The following is a 15,614-nucleotide window of genomic DNA, read 5'->3' as shown; positions in this document are numbered from 1 at the left end:
CGTCATCAGCCCTTGGTCGCGCCGGCCGTGAGTCCGGCAATGTAATAGTCCATCAGGAACGCGTAGATGATCAGCGGCGGCGCCGCGCCAAGCAGCGCGCCGGTCATGATCTGTCCCCAGTTGAAGACGTCGCCTTTGATCAGGCTCGTGACGATGCCGACCGGCAGCACCAGTTGGTCGGTCGAGGTCGTGAACACCAGCGGATACAGGAACTGCGCCCAGGAGACGGTGAAGGCGAAGATCGTCGCGGCGATCAGGCCGGGCAGGGCGACGGGAATGAAGATCCGCGTCAGCGTCTGCAGCCAGGAGGCGCCGTCGATGATCGCGGCCTCGTCGAGCTCCTTCGGGATCGAGGCGAAATAGCCGATCATGATCCAGGTGCAGAACGGCACCGTCAGGGTTGGATAGATGAACAGCAGCACGTACCAGCGATTGATCAGCTGGATGCCCGTGACGTCGCCGATCAGCGCGAACATCTTGAACAGCGGGATGAACAGCAGGCTGTCCGGAATCAGGTAGGTCAGGAAAACGCCGGTCGCGAGCGTGGCCGAGCCCCAGAATTTCATCCGCGACAGCGCGAACGCCGCGGGGATGCTGATCAGCATGGTGATGATCACGACGACGATCGAGACCATGGCCGAGTTGAAGAAGAAGCGCATGAACTGGTTCGAGGTCAGCAGCTCGAGATAGTTCTCCAGCGTCGGGTGGAACACCCACCACGGATTGGTCGCCGCGGAGATCTCTGCGCTGCCCTTCAACGAGGTGATCAGCATGTAGAGCGGCGGCACCAGCGAGAAGATCGCGAACAGCGTCAGGAAGAAATACGACCAGCGCAGCGCCCAGGCGCGGTCGCGGCTCATCGAGCCATATTTGACGGCACGGGTCGGGCCGGCCTTGTCGATCGTGACGGTGCTCATCAGGATTCGTTCCCCCGCTTGTTGACGTCGCGCAGGATGAAGATGGCGGCCACCGCCAGGATCGGCACCATGAACAGCGAGACGCTGGCGCCGAGCGGAATGTCGCTGCCCTCGATGCCGACGCGGAACGCCCAGGTCGCGAAGATGTGCGTCTTGTCGAGCGGGCCGCCGGCGGTGAGGATGCGGACGATGTCGAAATTGGCGAACGTCACGATCAGCGAGAACAGCGTCGTGATGGCGATGATGTTGCGCATCATCGGCAGGGTCACGTACCAGATGCGCTGCCACCAATTGGCGCCGTCGATCGCCGCGGCCTCATAGAGCTGCTCGGGAACCGATTTCAACGATGCCAGGTACATGATCATGAAGAACGGCGCGCCGTACCAGATGTTGACCAGGATCACCGAGAATCGCGCCCAGGCGGCGTCGCCGGTCCACGGGATCGGCCCGATGCCGAAGAAGGCGAGTGTGTAGTTGAAGGCGCTGTAGGACGGGTCGAACAGCCACAGCCAGGCCAGCGTGCTCATCGCCGGCGGGATCACCCAGGGTACCAGCAGCATGCCGCGCCATTTGCGCTGCCCCTTGGCGGGGATGTTGTGGACAAAATGCGCGACGATGAAGCCGATCAGCGCCTTGAACACGACGGCGGTGATCGCGAAGATGCAGGACTGCTTGACGACCAGCCAGAACGTGTCGCGCTTGAACAGGAACTCGAAATTGCCGAAACCGACGAAGCGCTGCATCGACTTGTTCAACGTCGCCAGATGCACCGAATACAGGGCGGGATAAACGACGAGGAGCACGATCAGCAGGATCAGCGGCAGCGTCATCAGGAAAGCGGCGGTCGATTTCCGCTTCAACGCCCTGTGCAGACCATTGCGGCGGGCCGCGCGAGGGCGGGCGACGGCGTTTTCACCGATGGCGGCATCAACCATGAAAAAAGGCTCCTCGTGATGTCCCCTGCGACGGCGGGGTCCTCACTGGATGGGGAACACTGACAAGGTGAAAGGAGGCGGCCCGCCTGCTGAAGCGGACCACCGACGTTGCTTCAACATGCCTCAGCTGCGCATGAAGCCTTCGCACTCGCCTTCGGCCCAGGCGAGGGTCGATTCCATCTTCTCGCCCTGGGCGTAGCGCAGGCACATCTTGGTCATCGTCGCCTGCGCATAGATCTGCTGCGCGATCTTGGGCGGAGCAGGGGAGGCTGCGATCGACAGCGTCTGGTGATTATAGGGGTTGGGATAGTGATAGAGCGTCCCCTTCGGCGGTCCCTCCTCCTGCCACACCTTGAGCGTCGTCAGCTTCTGATAGGCCGGCAGATCGTAGCCGCCGCTCGCCACCACCATCTTCTCGATCGATGCCGGCTTCGACAGGTGCACGATCAGGCTCTTGGCGGCCTCCTTGTTCTTGGAGAACGACCAGATGCTCCAGAAGTAGGGCAGGAACGGCGCGAAGCGGCCCTTGGGGCCGGCCGGGAAGCCGTGGGTCCAGCATTGCTCGGCGATCTGCGGCGCGTCGCGCTTGGCCACCGCCCAGGCGCTCGGCGGATTCATGATCATCGCGCCCTTGCCCGAGACCAGCCATTTGTTGTTCGATGCGTCATCCCATGAGGCGACATCCGGCGGCAGTGCCGCGATCAGCCGCTTGTAGAACTCGAGCGCCTGGCGCACGGCATCCGTCTTCACCGTGACATCGCCCTTGGCATTCACCAGCTCGGCGCCATACGCCTGGAAGAACGCGCCGGCGGAGTCCACGCTATCGGTGGTTTCGCCGAGCCCGATGCCGAACGGCACGCCAGCCTTCTGGCAGGCCTCCGCCGCTTTCAGGAAGGTCTCAGTGGTCCAGCTGTCGGCCTTCGGTGGAGAGCCGGCCGGATACAGCTCCTGCACGTCGATGCCCGCATGCTTCTTCATGAGATCGATGCGGGTGCAGGGGCCCTTGATCTGACTGCCGACGCAGGCCGGCACGGCGAGCCATTTGCCGCCGGACTGTCCGAGATATTTGACGGTGCCGTTGACCTCGCCATTCTCCTGGATGATCGGCCCCATGATGTCGTTGACCGGCTCCAGCAGTTCGGCATGCGCATGCGGCCACCAGGTCGGCATGGCGATCAGATCGTGGCCGGACTTCGCGGCGCCCTCGGCGGCGATCGTCAGCTCGATCTTCTTGCCCTGGCTGGTGATGTAGTCGATCTGGACCTCGACCTTCTCCTTGGCGGCCCACTCGTTGACGAGATCGGTCGAGGCCTGGTTGGCGCCCGGAACCCAATGGTCCCAGAAGCCTATCGAGAGCTTGCCGGCGGCGTAGGCACCGCGCACATAGGGCGCGGCAATCATGACCGCCGAGGTGGCAGCGGTCGCAGCAACGAATTGTCGACGGTTCAGCTTCCTCCGTGACATGGCGTTCCCTCCCTGGTGAGCCAAGCATTCTGTCAATGCGAATCCGATTTGTTAGTTGTTGCGTCGCGTCATGCGCGCATGGATTTCGCTTGGGTGCAATCAGAGCAGAATTGCGAGCGGCTGTCGAGAAAGCAGGTGAGGCGAATCCTTGAACTAATGGCGGGCACAATTCGTCGCAGGTCCGTAACTGATTGCATCGCAGCGCTGAGCGCTGCAGTGCAAGGCGCGTCCCGGCAGAGCAGGAAGCAGAGCAGGAATCAGTCTAGCCGAACGCGCTCGATGCATCGCACTGCATGCGGCCGATGGACTTGCGCGTTGCGGCAACGATAGAATTCGTTGGAATCATGGCCGTCACGACCCGCGACTGCGCGCGACGGTCGGACGTGTTGCACGGAGCCTGAACTGATGATGACGAGCCCCGCCGGCATTTGGCGCCGGTCTTTCCGGTGCATCGCAATAGGAGTGTCAATAGGCCTCATCGGCCTCGCGGGCCTGCCGCGTCAGCCTGCCGCGCAGGGCCTGTTCAAGGGCGTCGAGCAGGGCGCGCGCGAAGGCAACAGGGCGGCGGGCCCGGTCGGCGGTGTGCTCGGCGGCGCGATCGGCGGTGTCGTCGGCGTGGTCACCGGCGTGACCGGGGCGTTCACCGGCAACGGCGGCCAGCAAAGTACGCAGCCCGAGGCACCGCCGGCCGAGGGCAGGAAGGCGAAGCCTTCCAAGGCGACGAAGACGAGCAAGGTCGCCAAGGCGACGCCGCTGCTGACGCAGCCGGGCGTCCCGCAACTCACGGCCGAACAGATCGTCGCCAACAGCGACAGCAATATCGAGCGCCTGAAGGCCGGGCTGAACCTGACGGAAGAGCAGGCGAAGAACTGGGGTCCGTTCGCCGACGCGATGCACGCGCTCGGCCGCAACGGCGCGGATCGACTCGAGCTGCGCATCGCGCGGTCGAAGCGCGATCCGCCGGATGACATCGTCGAGCAGATGCGCAACGAGGCTCAGTTCCTGGTCGATCGTGCCGCCGATCAGCGCGCTGTGGCCGACACGTCGGAACCGCTGTTCACCAGCCTCGACGACAAGCAGAAGCAGATCTTCATCGACGAGATGGTGCGCCTGAGTCGCGAGCGCGGACTGGACTAGCTCAACGGAGTTGGCGTCGTCGGGGCTGCGCCGTTGGCAGCAGCGGTGCCTGCGGCATGCCGCGACGCATGACCACTGCGGTCGCGCCGCATCACGGTACAATAATACCCTAAGAATGGCAATTGGTCGCGTTGACGGCATGGTCGGGAGAAAGCAGGCTCCGCGGCATGCACATTTATCGGGCATGAGCGGGCGCGGCTCGCGCAACGTGCCGGCCACCATCGCTGCCTCTGCAACCGAATTGCGATGCAGGTTTGATGTACATTGCAATTGTATTACATGGAGAGTCGGAGCCGGCAGGGCGGCCTTCGCAGGCGTGCTGAATCGCAGCAGCGATCGGGCGGCAGACGATCAGCAGGCCGTTCGGCTCGATGTCTTGGAGGATTATTGTTGTCGAGAGTGCGACTGCGCCGGTGGATCGAGAACCGATTGGGGATTGGCACCGCCAGCACCGAAAGCCGCCTCGATGCGGACGTGAAACGCTTCGTCGATGCGCTGCAAGCGGAGTTGGTCGCTGCGAAGGATGAGTCCGAGCGGTACAGGCGCATCACCGAAGAGAGGGGCGTGATCATGGGCCGCCTGCGCGACGAGCGCGACGGCTACAGGCTGGAGTGGGAGGCGGCGTCCGCGGAGCTTCGCCGGCTGGCGCGTAAGCGCCTGGCCGTGGTCTCGGACAATGGAGCGACGCGCCCCTCCGGCAATGGCCGCGACGCGGCCCTGAGGAATTCTCCACCTTCCACGCTGCGGGTGCTGTGCGTCGGCACCGGCCGGGACGGCACGACGTCGCTGACGCGGATGATGCAGGAGGTGTTCGACAACCAGGGCAACGGCGACAGGGCCGTGCACGAATGGGCGTCGAGCGAGCTCAATGAGCTGTTCTGCCAGCTCAAGGAAACCAACGATCCCGGCTTCGCGGATCAGATTCGTCAGACGATCCTCGATTGCCCCCATGCTTGCGTCGTCGGCAACGGCTACGCGGCCGTGCTGCCGATCATCGCCGAGCTCCTCGGCGATCAGGTCACGCTGGTGCATCTGCGCCGGCGCGACCGGGCGGCGTGCATCGCAAGCCTGGTGGAGAATGCCGAGCTGTCGCCGCAGAACCACCTCTACTACGCCGATTCGCCGGCCGCGCGTCGCAAGCGTCCGACCGCTTTCCACTTCGGAGAGATGTCGAGGCAGCAATGGATGGATCTGTCGCTGGCCGACAAGTTCGGCTGGTACTACGACAAGACCCACGCCTTGATCGAACGCTACAAGAGCCTGTTCCCGAACACGCTCTCCGTCGATACCGAGGATCTCAACGCGGACAACGTGCGCCTCGCGCTGGCCCAAGCGGCCGGCAGTGCCGAGGCGCCGCGAGCCTTCCACGTCAACCGGTTCGTCGATCTGCGCCATGTGCCGCCCGATCGGCGCAGCTTCGTGCAGCGGTTGCTCGGCCAGCTCGATGTCCAGAAGCTCGCCCATGACGACCTGTACGGGCTGCGGCAGGTCCTCAACGAGATGGTCTATCATCTCTCGCATTTTCCCGACGCGGCGCCGGGCGCGCTGGATGAGCTGCGTTGGACGCTCAGCGAGATGCACGGCCTTCTCGACAACCGCATCCGCGACGTTCGCGAACTGATGGAGCGGGTCGGCGTGCCCTCCGAGACCGCCGGCGCCGTGAACGGCCACCGCGCGCCGCAGGCAAGCCATGGCGCGCACCCTGGTCGTTGACCGGACGCGCAGCTCTGAGCAGGGGGGCTGCGGGCGCGCTCGCCAGCGTTGTGCGCGGCCAGCCGATCCATCGGGTCCCGGATCAGCGGCAAGTTCGGGGACGTGGAAGGAGACTTGGCGGAAGGGGTGGGATTCGAACCCACGGTACCCTTGCGGGCACGCCGGTTTTCAAGACCGGTGCCTTAAACCACTCGGCCACCCTTCCATCCGGCGTCGTGTCCGGAACGGCGATACCCGCGCCATGACGGCGCGGTAGCGACGCGATCCTTGTTTAGGGTGCTGGCTTGCGGCTCGTCAACGGCGCATTCACGCCTGCCCGGACGGCATCAGCTCAAAGCCCGCGGCTTAGCGGAGTGCGAAAACCATCAGACCCGAGCACAACACTGCCGTGCTCAGCGCTGCCAGGGCGAGAAAGCTGCTCGAAAGCAAGTCCGGACGTCCAACGTCCTGACGTCGCAGGTCTGGGTATCGCATGGGCCACCTTCTACAGCTGGGCTGCCGGTCCGACCTCACGTCGATCGGAAGAAGCGGAGGACCGGACGAAGAGCGGTCTGAAAGATCTGTTGGTCGAAACTGCCGGCTTCAGGGATGTTCCTGAAGTGTCGTTCTTGAAGCGGACGAAATCATCGAAGCGGACGAGAGCCGACCATGACGTCGGCTGTCCGATCCGTCCGGAATCAGGCCCGCGAGCGGACCCCTTCAAACGCATGAGCAAGGAAGATCCCGGCGCCAACCAAGCCCATCACTGCCGTCATTGCTTCGATCATAGCGAACACACCCTGTTGCGCCCCACGTGAAGCAAACGACGTGCAGCCCTGCACAGTCAAAATGATTCAGGTCCCGGGAAATGAGAACACTCCCAAGTGAGGATTTCACGCAACATATGTGTCCAAAAAGGTGCACTCGCAACGAGGAGGCAGGGCGGAGTGCACGCTTGGGCGGCTATCGTCCGCGTCACAACCACCGGAAAGCTCCGGTTAACCACGACGGGGCCCACCCCATTTCCGCCGTGTTCGGGTTGCGTTATCCTTGTGCATTGAGTTGCGGGGATGCGACTCGGGGACAAGCCGGGACGCGCAGGCCTGATGGGATGGCTCGGCTGCGACCGGCACATTGGTAATTGGGGTCGATGGGGATTGGTCAAACAGATCCGGTCGAGAGAGCGGTGCGCAGTGCCGTCGCCGTCCTCGCCTGCCTGATGGTCGCGAACTGCGCCTCGTCCAACAAGTTCGCCAGCAAGGTCGATCCGAAATACGGCGTGTCGTCGAGCCCGCGCGTCGTCGGCTTCGGCGAGCCGGTGCCGAAGGGCGGCGGCGTCTACCGCATCGGCAAGCCCTATACCGTGGCCGGGAAGACCTATGTCCCCGAGGAGGATACGAACTATCGCGCCGAGGGCATGGCCTCCTGGTATGGCGATGATTTTCACGGCCGGCTGACCGCCAATGGCGAGGTCTTCGACATGACGTCGCTGACAGCCGCCCATCCGACCCTGCCGCTGCCGAGCTACGCCCGCGTCACCAATCTCGCCAACGGCAAATCGCTCATCGTCCGCATCAATGATCGCGGCCCTTACCACGGCAACCGGCTGATCGACGTCTCCAACAAGGCGGCCGATCTGCTTGAGTTCAAGGGCAACGGCATCGCCAAGGTGCGGGTCGAATATGTCGGCCGCGCCCCGCTGGAGGGCTCCGACGATACCCAGCTGATGGCGACCTTGCGCACCGGCATCCCGGCGCCGGCCCCCTCGCTGGTGCGCGTCGCCTCGGCCAGGCCGTTCGTGCCCGAGATGGGCGCGGGCCGTCCGATCCGCGGCGAGATCCCGCTGCCCGAGGGGCGGCCGTATACGCTCGGCAACGGTTCGGCCGACATGGCCTCGATTGCGGCGACCTCGGAAATGTCGGCGTCCGGCAGAACGCGGGGCCGCAACCTCGAGAACCCGCGCGCCGTGTCCTATGACCAGGACGGCCGCTACGTCTCGCAAGGCAGGGCAGAGGCGAACGACGGCGCCAACGAGGCGCGCGACATCATGAGCGGCCGCGGCCTGTACTGACCTCCGCCAAGCACGACTTGTTCACGTGAACCGCCCCCATGCCGGGGCGGTTTTGATTCCGGCGATCAGCAAAGCTCTATTGGGCCGAGAACGGCACGCGCGCTCTCGCCGAGTAGGTCCAGACGCGGGTGGTGCTGCCGATGCCGCCCAACTCGGCGCCGAGCCCGACGCTGGCGCCGCCCGGCGCCCTGATGCCGAGACCGCCCGTGGCGCGCGCCGACCAGCCCTGCAGCAGCGGGGTCGAGGCCAGGCCCGTGCCGCCGTTGGCGAGCGTGTTGGCATCCTCCTTGTTGAAGTAGTAGTCGCCATACATGCCGACGAACGGCGTCAGCACGATGCCGCTGTCGAACCAGGCGACGGGGTAGGCGGCCCTCAGACCGCCGGACGCACGGCCGCTGGCGAAGTCATTGGTGCCCTGCCGGGTGCCGAGGGAATCGGTATAGGCATTCTGGTGCTCCCACAGCGCGTAGACCTTGGTCGAGGGCTCGAGCAGGAAGCCGTAGGCCTTGTACATGCCCGTCAGTCCCGTCGACACCATCCAGCGCTGGCCGTTGAAATTGCCCTGCGCAGTCCCGGCCGTGCCGTTATAGCCGATGCCGGAATAGGCCACCGTCGCATCGTAGCGGAGTGTCGGCAAGATCTTCCAGCCGAGATAGGCGCCAACCGTCCAGCCGTCTCCCTTCAGCTTCCCGTTGATATCCTGCTCGGTGTAGCTGAAGGTCTCATACCCGCCGAGTGCGCCGACCAGGACATTCGGCGTCACCTTGTAGGTCAACCCCATCAGCGCGTTGAGCTGCTGGCCGTAGAGCGAGGTTTGGCTTGCCTGACTGACGCCGAACGTGCTCGTCGTGCTCCAACGGTCGATGTTGGTGCCACGCACATCGGCCCATAGCAGCCACTGCTTGTCCTCGTGCCATTTGGGCAACGCCTTCTTCGGCGTCTGCTGGTCGATCGCTGCGAAGGCATTGTCGATGCGCGACCGGCCACGGGCGGGTCTGCCGTCCGGTCCCGCGTTTCCGCCGCGGTCTGTAAAGGCGCTGCTGCCCGGATTGGCCGAGCTCGGGACCGCCGAGGCGTCGTCCTGGTCCCGCGGGTCAGCCGAGAAATTGAAGCGGATTCGACCGTTGCCGGGAGTGACGAACGCGCCGCCATCGTTGAAGCCGTCGGCGATCGCATCGTCAATCGCCCCGGAAATGGCCTGGCCTGAGTTCTGCGCCACCATCTTGGTGACGTTGAGCTGCAGGGCGCGCAGCCTGACGCTGTCGAGCGGCACGTTCACGGTCTGCGCCAGGCCGGGTGAGGTGCTGGGCGCGAAGGTCGGGCTGCCGGCATAGCTTGCGATGATGGTGTGGCTGCCGACCGCAAGCGCCGATGTGGTGAAGGCGGCAACGCCGCCGCTCAGCGTGGCCGTCCCGATCGGCGTGCCATTGTCGCTGAACGTCACCGTGCCCGTCGGCGTTCCGCCGGACCCGGTCACGGTCGCCGTGAACGTCACGGCCTGACCGGCCTGGCTGGGGTTCTGCGAGGAGGTCAGGGCGGTCTGCGTCGCCGCCGACAAATAGGTAAACCGGTCTGAGGCTGACGTCGCGGACGTCTGCCCGCTGTTGGTGACGGTCACATCGACCGCGCCCGTGCCTGGCGGGGACGTTGCCGTGATCGAGGTCGCCGAATTGACCGTGTAGCTTGCCGCATTGACGGCGCCAAACTTGACGCCTCCCGCACCGGTGGTGCCGGCAAAGCCGGTACCGGTGATCGTCACCGTGGTTCCTCCTGACGCAGGTCCCGACGCGGGTGCGACCGATGTCACGGTGGGCGCGCCGATATAAGTGAACTGGTCAGCCGCCGAGGTCGCCGAGGTGCCGCCGGCGGTTGTGACCCTGATGTCGATGGTGCCGGTCCCCGCTGGCGATGTCGCCGTGATCGAGGTGGCCGAGTTGACGGTGAAGCTGGTCGCGGCGGTGGCGCCGAAATTGACCGCGGTCGCCCCCGTGAATCCGGTGCCGGTGATGGTCACCGAGGTGCCGCCGATCCCAGGTCCGGCGGTCGGTGCGACCGAGGTGACGGTCGGAGCTGTCGTATAGGTGAATTGATCCGACGCAGAGGTGGCCGAAGTGCCGCCAGCGGTGGTCACCCTGACGTCGACGGTGCCGGTGCCGGCCGGCGCGGTCGCGGTGATCGAGGTGGCGGAGTTGACCGTAAAGCCGGTTGCCGGCGTCGCACCGAAATTCACCGCCGTGGTGCCGGTGAAGCCGGTGCCGGTGATGGTCACCGACGTGCCCCCCGCCAACGGCCCGGCGGCCGGCGCGATCGACGTCACGGTCGGTACCGGCGAGTAGGTGAACTGATCGGCGGCCGACGTCGCCGAGGTGCCGCTCGGCGTGGTCACGCGGACGTCGACCGTGCCGGTCCCCGCCGGTGAGGTCGCGGTGATCGAGGTGGCGGAATTGACGGTGAACCCGGTCGCCGGTGTGGCGCCGAAATTGACTGCAGTCGCGCCGGTGAAGCCGGTCCCGGTGATGGTCACGGAGGTGCCGCCGGCGACAGGCCCGGATGTCGGCGAAATCGAGGTCACGGTCGGCGGGCCGATATAGGTGAACTGGTCGGCCGCCGAAGTCGCCGAGGTCCCGCCTGCAGTGGTGATCCTGATGTCGGCGGTGCCGGTGCCGGCCGGCGAGGTCGCGGTGATCGAGGTGGCCGAGTTGACCGTGAATCCGGTCGCCGGCGTGGCGCCGAAATTGACCGCGGTGGCGCCGGTGAAGTTCGTGCCTGTGACGGTCACCGTGGTGCCGCCAGCCGCCGGACCTGACGTCGGCGAGATCGAGGTGACTGTCGGTGCGGGGATGTAGGTGAACTGGTCGGCTGCCGAGGTCGCCGAGGTGCCGCCTGCGGTCGTGACCCTGATGTCAACGGTCCCAGTGCCGGCCGGCGCTGTTGCGCTGATCGACGTGGCCGAGTTGACCGCGAAGCCGGTCGCCGGCGTGGCGCCGAAACTGACCGCGGTCGCCCCGCTGAAGCCGGTGCCGGTGATGGTCACCGAGGTGCCGCCAGCACCAGGCCCCGATGTCGGTGAGATCGAGGTCACCGTCGGCGCTGCAACATAGGTGAATTGATCGGCGGCACTGGTTGCCGACGTTCCGCCGACGGTGGTGACGGTTACGTCCACCGTGCCGGTGCCGGCGGGCGATGTCGCAGTGATCGAAGTGGCGGAATTGACCGTAAAGCCGGTGGCAGGCGTGGCGCCGAAATTGACAGCGGTGGCGCCGGTGAAGCCGGTGCCGGTGATCGTGACTGAAGTGCCGCCGGTCGTCGGGCCTGCCGTTGGCGAGATCGAGGTCACGGTCGGCACGGCAATATAGGTGAATTGATCCGAGGCCGAAGTGGCCGAGGTGCCACCAGCGGTGGTCACGCGGATATCGACCGTGCCGGTCCCTGCCGGCGAGGTCGCGGTAATTGAGGTGGCGGAATTGACGGTGAAACCAGTCGCTGGCGTGGCGCCGAAATTGACAGCAGTGGCGCCGGTGAAGTTCGTGCCGGAGACGGTCACCGTCGTACCGCCGGCGACGGGACCCGATGTCGGCGAGATCGAGGTCACGGTGGGGGCGGGGATGTAGGTGAACTGGTCGGCCGCCGAGGTCGCCGAGGTGCCGCCGGCGGTGGTGACGCGGACGTCGACGGTGCCGGTGCCGGCGGGCGAGGTCGCGGTGATCGAGGTGGCCGAGTTGACCGTGAATCCGGTCGCCGGCGTCGCGCCGAAATTGACCGCGGTCGCCCCGCTGAAGCCGGTGCCGGTGATCGTCACTGAGGTGCCGCCGGCACCAGGCCCCGATGTCGGTGAGATTGAGGTCACCGTCGGTGCGGCGACATAGGTGAATTGATCAGCGGCACTGGTTGCTGAAGTCCCGCCCGCGGTGGCGACGGTTACGTCCACCGTGCCGGTGCCGGCCGGCGATGTCGCGGTGATCGAGGTGGCGGAATTGACCGTGAAGCCTGTGGCAGGCGTGGCGCCGAAATTGACCGCGGTCGCGCCGGTGAAGCCGGTGCCGGTGATCGTCACTGAGGTGCCGCCGGTTGTCGGACCTGCGGTCGGCGAGATCGAGGTCACGGTCGGCACGGCGGCATAGGTGAATTGATCCGCCGCCGAGGTCGCCGAGGTGCCGCCGGCGGTGGTCACGCGGACGTCCACTGTGCCGGTCCCGGCTGGAGATGTCGCGGTGATCGAGGTGGCCGAATTGACGGTGAAGCCAGTCGCTGGCGTGGCGCCGAAATTGACCGCAGTCGCACCGGTGAAGCCGGTGCCGGTCACGGTCACCGTCGTGCCGCCGGCCGTGGGGCCCGCTGTCGGTGAGATCGACGTCACAGTCGGGGTGGGAATGTAGGTGAACTGGTCGGCAGCCGAGGTGGCCGACGTGCCGCCGGTGGTCGTGACGCGGACGTCGACAGTTCCGGTCCCGGCCGGCGATGTCGCGGTGATCGAGGTGGCGGAATTGACCGTGAAGCCGGTGGCAGGCGTGGCGCCGAAATTGACCGCGGTCGCGCCGGAGAAGCCGGTCCCGGTGATCGTCACGGAGGTGCCGCCGGCACCAGGCCCCGATGTCGGCGAGATCGAGGTCACCGTCGGTGCTGCAACATAGGTGAATTGATCGGCGGCACTGGTTGCCGAAGTCCCGCCGGGAGTCGTGACGGTCACGTCGACAGTGCCGGTCCCGGCCGGCGATGTCGCGGTGATCGAGGTGGCGGAATTGACCGTGAAGCCGGTTGCAGCCGTTGCGCCGAAATTGACCGCGGTGGCGCCGGTGAAGCCGGTCCCGGTGATCGCTACGGAAGTGCCTCCGGTTGCCGGTCCTGCCGTCGGCGAGATCGAGGTCACGGTCGGTGTGACAAGATAGGTGAAATGATCCGCCGCCGAGGTTGCCGATGTCACGCCGCCACTGGTCACGGTGATGTCGACGGTGCCCGTCCCTGCGGGCGATGTCGCGGTGATCGAGGTTGCCGAGTTGACCGTGAAGCCGGTGGCTGGCGTGGCGCCGAAATTGACCGCGGTCGCACCGGTGAAGCCGGTGCCGGTGATCGTCACGGAGGTGCCGCCCGCGACGGTGCCCGACGTCGGCGAGACGGCCGTGACGGTCGGAGCCGGCAGGGTGACGGTGATGGTGAAGGTCGTGTCCGTCGTCGATGGCGCGGAACAATTGCCGGAGAATGAGCAGTTGTGCGCATACCAGAGCGTGATCGTGTCGGTGCCCGATCCCGAGACCGTATTCAATGTGATGTCGTATTCAGGGAAAGTGAGATTGCCGGAATCCTGCACCGGCGAAATGGTGTAGGTGGCTTTACTACTCGAGTAGTTCAGATTGGTATTCGTTGCCGCACCGGTCATCGGATAAGTGACATTGGCGTCAGCGTTCGGGTTCGTTCCAATCGATGTGCCGTAGAGGCCCCATAAAACGTGGTCGTCGCTCACGCAAAGGCCGACCGTGTTGCCGCCACCGGTTCCGTTGATGGTGATCGCGGCGGCGCTGGTCGATCCGGACGAGAAATTGCAGGCTGCAGTCGCAGCGGCCATGGAGCCAAGCAGCACCGCAGCAGCGACACAGGCCAGTCGCATTGCTTGCCATGCGGCCGCGCGAAATACCGCGAGACAGCTCTGTCCGGTCCGACTCGTGAAATTCACCAAGCCCCCTCGCGGCACGTCCTCGAGCTGGACGACGCCGCTACAAATTCTTTGATCAAAAATTCGACTGTTATTGTACGTATTCGGTCGTTTGCGTGCATTAGGCCGTGACCGATCGCTGCGAGCAAGCATGCAGACGATCGTTCCCGGTGAAACGTAACCCGTGCGCGCGCTTTTCGACCATCAGTTGCAGCTCGGCAACAGGGCAGTGTGTGGTGGAACCGCCTAGGTCCGCCGCGCCTCCCGCGGCAGCACATCTTGCGCGGGAGCCGACTCAGCGCCGCTCGCTGCGAGCGACACTGCCAGAAGTTGTTGCTCTCGATGACTGCGCGTGCGGGCTTGACGGCGCCGGTTCCGCCCACTAACAATCTTTGCGAGCATATGCATCGTGACGCACTGTGTTTTTCTTATCCACCGCGCGTCGATATTCCGCGCTTCAATGACAAGGCGATCCATCGCCTGCTGCAAGAGGGGGGAGCATGCCGCTACAGCCCATCCTGGGTCAGATCATGCCCTTTGCCGGCACGACGGTGCCGAGAGGGTGGGCGCTGTGCAACGGCGCCCTCCTGGCAATCCAGACCAATCAGGCGCTGTTTTCATTGCTCGGGACGTACTACGGTGGTGACGGCGTCAGGACCTTCGGGCTCCCCGACTTGCGCGGCCGCGCAATTCTCGGGTCCACCGGCGGCAGCGGCAACTTTCCTGCCGGCATGACCAGCGGCACGGTTTCGGTGACCCTGAACACGCAACAGCTTCCCAGCCACAATCACATGATTCAGGCATCGACAGCCCAGGGATCGGGACGGGGAGCTGCTCCGGCCAACAATCTTTTCGGCACAAACACGATTCCGCCAGCCGGCCCGAAGTCTATTTTCCTGACCGCAGGCAGCGGAGAAGTGCCGCTCGCGCCGGGTACGAATGTTGTCGATGACGGCGGCAACCAAGCGCACAACAACCTGCAGCCCTACCTGGTCATCAACTACATGATTGCGCTCAACGGCGTCTTTCCGTCTCGCGACTGAGACTTCGATCGCGAAGCGTTCAGCTCCAGCAAACCGCTTCCATGATTGAGCTTTTCCGAACTGCGCTTCGTGAGAGGCGACACGTTCCCGACATTGATTTGCAATCGATACTTGAAAGGGACTTCGGCGATGTCAGACCCCTTTATCGGCGAAATCCGGCTGTTCGGGTTTCCACGGGTGCCGGATGGCTGGCTGGCCTGCAATGGACAAAGCCTGGCGATCGCACAATACGATACGCTCTATGCCATCATCGGCACCACCTATGGCGGCGATGGCGTGCAGACCTTCAATGCGCCCGATCTGCGCGGCCGGGTGCCGATTGGCCAGGGGCAGGGACCGGCTCTGCCGCTCTATGTGCTCGGCGAAATCGCCGGAGAGGACGGACACGTCCTGATCGACAACGAGATGCCCGCGCATAGCCACGCGCTGATGTCGTCGACCGTCACGGCGGAAACGCAGACGCCGGGTGCGACCGTTCACCTGGCGACGGCGTCAGCCGGAAATCTGTACGCGCCGGCAGCAGACGCCGCGCCGTATGAGACGATGGCGGCAGGCGTCGCGCTTGCAGGCAACAGTTTGCCGCACAACAACATCATGCCGACGGTCGTGGGCAACTACTGCATCTGCTTCGCCGGCATCTTTCCGTCATCGGGCTGATCGCGCCTCGTCCTACGCGCGTCGGCAGATTTCACGCTTCACTGGATTTGA

The 15,614-nt window shown here is 65.1% G+C and carries 9 protein-coding genes and 1 tRNA gene; 5 read left to right on the top strand and 5 right to left on the bottom strand.

Going from position 1 to position 15,614, the window contains the following annotated elements; genetic code table 11:
* Positions 1-5: 5 nt before the first annotated feature.
* From QW881_RS23905 to QW881_RS23895, 3 genes are all read right to left on the bottom strand, one after another.
* On the bottom strand, positions 6-917 hold the full coding sequence (locus QW881_RS23905; RefSeq protein WP_315757471.1) for a carbohydrate ABC transporter permease: 912 nt from the start codon (positions 915-917) through the stop codon (positions 6-8).
* Positions 917-1,852, bottom strand: a complete 936-nt coding sequence (locus tag QW881_RS23900; protein ID WP_315737945.1) for a sugar ABC transporter permease — start codon at positions 1,850-1,852, stop codon at positions 917-919. The genes QW881_RS23905 and QW881_RS23900 overlap by 1 nt, the downstream gene beginning before the upstream one ends.
* Positions 1,853-1,975: 123 nt before the next feature.
* Positions 1,976-3,316 (bottom strand): ABC transporter substrate-binding protein, encoded by a 1,341-nt coding sequence (locus QW881_RS23895; RefSeq protein ID WP_315757472.1) that lies wholly within the window; start codon positions 3,314-3,316, stop codon positions 1,976-1,978.
* 408 nt (positions 3,317-3,724) lie between these two features.
* Here QW881_RS23895 and QW881_RS23890 point away from each other — a divergent pair, with 408 nt between their 5' ends.
* Both QW881_RS23890 and QW881_RS23885 read left to right on the top strand, forming a co-directional pair.
* Entirely contained in the window at positions 3,725-4,453 is a 729-nt protein-coding gene (locus QW881_RS23890) for a Spy/CpxP family protein refolding chaperone (RefSeq protein ID WP_410052054.1), read from the top strand.
* A 279-nt stretch (positions 4,454-4,732) separates the two neighbouring features.
* A complete protein-coding gene (locus QW881_RS23885) occupies positions 4,733-6,166 on the top strand; it encodes a hypothetical protein (protein WP_316172907.1) in 1,434 nt (477 codons plus the stop codon).
* A gap of 115 nt (positions 6,167-6,281) precedes the next feature.
* Here the strand turns inward: QW881_RS23885 and QW881_RS23880 are convergent.
* Positions 6,282-6,371: transfer RNA gene (locus tag QW881_RS23880), tRNA-Ser, on the bottom strand.
* A 924-nt stretch (positions 6,372-7,295) separates the two neighbouring features.
* Between QW881_RS23880 and QW881_RS23875 the strand changes: the two genes are divergently transcribed.
* A complete protein-coding gene (locus tag QW881_RS23875; RefSeq protein ID WP_316158808.1) occupies positions 7,296-8,216 on the top strand; it encodes a septal ring lytic transglycosylase RlpA family protein in 921 nt (306 codons plus the stop codon).
* A gap of 76 nt (positions 8,217-8,292) precedes the next feature.
* Here the strand turns inward: QW881_RS23875 and QW881_RS23870 are convergent, their stop codons facing one another.
* Positions 8,293-13,818, bottom strand: a complete 5,526-nt coding sequence (locus QW881_RS23870; protein WP_316158806.1) for an IPT/TIG domain-containing protein — start codon at positions 13,816-13,818, stop codon at positions 8,293-8,295.
* A gap of 545 nt (positions 13,819-14,363) precedes the next feature.
* Between QW881_RS23870 and QW881_RS23865 the strand changes: the two genes are divergently transcribed.
* A complete protein-coding gene (locus tag QW881_RS23865; protein ID WP_315757476.1) occupies positions 14,364-14,906 on the top strand; it encodes a phage tail protein in 543 nt (180 codons plus the stop codon).
* 129 nt (positions 14,907-15,035) lie between these two features.
* A complete protein-coding gene (locus QW881_RS23860; protein WP_315757550.1) occupies positions 15,036-15,563 on the top strand; it encodes a phage tail protein in 528 nt (175 codons plus the stop codon).
* Positions 15,564-15,614: the final 51 nt, after the last annotated feature.

The organism is Bradyrhizobium sp. SZCCHNS3016 (assembly GCF_032484535.1).
Classification (GTDB): domain Bacteria; phylum Pseudomonadota; class Alphaproteobacteria; order Rhizobiales; family Xanthobacteraceae; genus Bradyrhizobium.
This window is presented reverse-complemented; position numbering and strand designations above follow the sequence as displayed.